We start from the raw sequence: 2,465 nt of genomic DNA on the forward strand, positions 1-2,465 counted from the left end.
TTATACGGGACAGAGCTTCCGTTTAGCCAATGCGTTGTCGAGAAAACAGTAAAAATATTGGGTGGCAACACTCTGTATTTTTCATTGCAATTCTCTGCATTTTTATCTTGCAAAATACACCAATGGAAACTCCTCTTCGTTTTCTCCAGCATCAAGGTATATTTTTACATCTTCTTTCATTTTCTCTTTATTAATAAAAGCTACATATGGCGCTTTATTAAAACCAAATATTGGTGAAAACGCGGCCACTTTCCCAAATACATCTTGATATTTCATCGTAGCATATAAAGAGATGTACCCTCCCATAGAAGCTCCTGCAATACTAGTATTCTCTCGATCTTTTAATGTTCGGAACTTCTCATCAATATATGGTTTTAATTCTTTAACAATGAAATCTACATATAAATCCCCTTCACCCCCATCATTGACTTGATTTTTCCAAGGAGCATATTCGTTAAATCTTGTTTCAGGATCACTTTCAATACCAACAATGATTGTTTCTTTTGCCTTTTTATCTTTGAAAATACTTTCTAGTGATTCATCAACCTGTCATTCAGTTTCTTTAGATTTAAATAAACTCTGACCATCTTGCATATAAAGAACGGGATAATTGTCATTAGACTCATCATAACTAGGAGGTAAATAAACCCAAATGTTTCTTTCCCTATTTAACGTGTTCATTTTAAAATCAGGAATCACTTTAATATTTCCAACAAGTGCTTTCTCATTTTCATCGAGAAACTCAGATCCCTCTACTAATTGGTATTCTTCTTTTGAGACATTAACTTCTCCACATCCAGTTAATACGATTGATAATACCATTGGAACAATTAATTTTTTCACAAATTTTCTCCTTTAAAAGTAAGTGAATAGTTCACTTTAAAGATAATTTTCCAATTATTTTTAGTAGTCATTGATACCTTCTTAGAAACTAATCTACATATTTTGAGCTTTCCGTGATGTCAGTATATAGAAAATTGTTTGTTCATTTTTTCCCATAGTTAACCTTCAGATTCACTTCAGCACATAATGACTAGGAAGTATCTCAATTAAGTACAGCTCGAATCAAATCTATAATGGAAATATTAATGCAGTACCAGTTGATAAAAGAATGCTGTAAGCCTACTTACTTTTATTGTAGGAACTAGTTGTCTATCTCTTATGGTAATCTGTTGATTTTGTACATAAATATACCATTTGAACAACAGGTACTCAATCCTTTTAAACATGAGCAATTAAAGTATGAAGGGAAGATTTTTTCAGGGATAAGATCAGCATTTGCAGTTTTTCATTAAAATTAAATATAAAAACAAACAACTTGAAATTCAAAAAACAGTCAGTTAAACTGATTATATATTTAACTGACTATTTAAAGGGGTGAATAATTTAAATGGAAAAATGGAATCAATCTTATGGTTTTTTACTCGGAAAAGTTCTTCAGCAAATGGAAACTAAATTCGCCGAGGGGCTTGTCCCATATCACATTAATGCTAGACAATACGGGGTTCTTTTATTTATTAATGGAAACCCTTACTCATCACAAAAAGATATTTCTGAAAATCTACAAATTGATCGGACAACAATGGTAAGTCATATTGATCATTTAGAAACTTTAGGCTTTGTAGAGAGGACAAGGAATCCTAATGATAGAAGATCCTACAGCCTTATGATTACACCAAAAGGAAAGGATTTATTGGATTCACGTTGGGAATTTTTAAACGATATTGAATTAGAAGTTTTAGCCCCTTTAAGTAATCAAGAAAGACAATTGCTAAAGGAGTTTCTCATTAAAATTTGGACCACACTTTAAAAATGGAGGTAACATAATTATGAATGCACTTGATTATTTTAATGCCCGTTTAGAAGCAACTATTAGCCCTATGGATTATTTGAGATTGACACAAATAGATCCAGATAAATACTTTTTGCTGGATGTAAGAAACGGCCCACTTCATGTAAGAAGTTTAAAAATTAAGGATGCTAATGTCATACCCGAACAAGAACTGCAAGCTCGTTTAAGTGAAATACCAAAAGACAAGGAAATTATTGTTTACTGTTGGGATGTCTGGTGTAACACGGCTGCCAAGGTAGCAAAGTTTTTATTAGAACGTGGATATATGGTAAAAGAGCTAACGGGGGGTATTGCAGCGTGGAAAGAAATGAACTTTCCTGTTTCAGATTCCACTCAAGAGGTTAACATGTCTGATAACTGTGGGTGTTAACTCTGATGCAAAGGGAGTCTAATTAAATAAAAAGCAGCTAACACTTTGTAGTAGTCTTAACTGCTGGATTGAACGTTCCCTATGTGGCATTGAACTGCACCCCATTTGTTAGACACATACTATTGAACTGCTCCCAGTCAAGTAGACAGTGGAAATAATAAAAATGCTCTAAGCGGCTTGAGTCCTATATTCTAATGGACTTAAGCCGTTTAGTTTTTCTTGATAACGCTCATTGTTATAGAA

The 2,465-nt window shown here is 33.1% G+C and carries 3 protein-coding genes and 1 pseudogene; 2 read left to right on the plus strand and 2 right to left on the minus strand.

Annotation, left to right across the window (positions count from 1 at the left end):
• Nucleotides 1-102: 102 nt before the first annotated feature.
• Nucleotides 103-822, minus strand: a pseudogene (locus tag D8M03_RS17430) (alpha/beta hydrolase).
• Between the two features lie 568 nt (nt 823-1,390).
• Here D8M03_RS17430 and D8M03_RS17440 point away from each other — a divergent pair.
• Together D8M03_RS17440 and D8M03_RS17445 are read left to right on the plus strand one after the other, a co-directional pair.
• Nucleotides 1,391-1,810, plus strand: coding sequence for a MarR family winged helix-turn-helix transcriptional regulator (locus D8M03_RS17440; protein ID WP_121216046.1), 420 nt, complete (start codon nt 1,391-1,393; stop codon nt 1,808-1,810).
• A gap of 19 nt (nt 1,811-1,829) precedes the next feature.
• Nucleotides 1,830-2,222, plus strand: a complete 393-nt coding sequence (locus D8M03_RS17445) for a rhodanese-like domain-containing protein (protein WP_121216047.1) — start codon at nt 1,830-1,832, stop codon at nt 2,220-2,222.
• 168 nt (nt 2,223-2,390) lie between these two features.
• Here D8M03_RS17445 and D8M03_RS18150 read toward each other — a convergent pair.
• On the minus strand, nt 2,391-2,465 hold a 75-nt coding region (locus D8M03_RS18150), incomplete at its 5' end, for an IS3 family transposase (protein WP_147404837.1).

This window comes from Ureibacillus endophyticus (assembly GCF_003628435.1).
Classification (GTDB): domain Bacteria; phylum Bacillota; class Bacilli; order Bacillales_A; family Planococcaceae; genus Ureibacillus; species Ureibacillus endophyticus.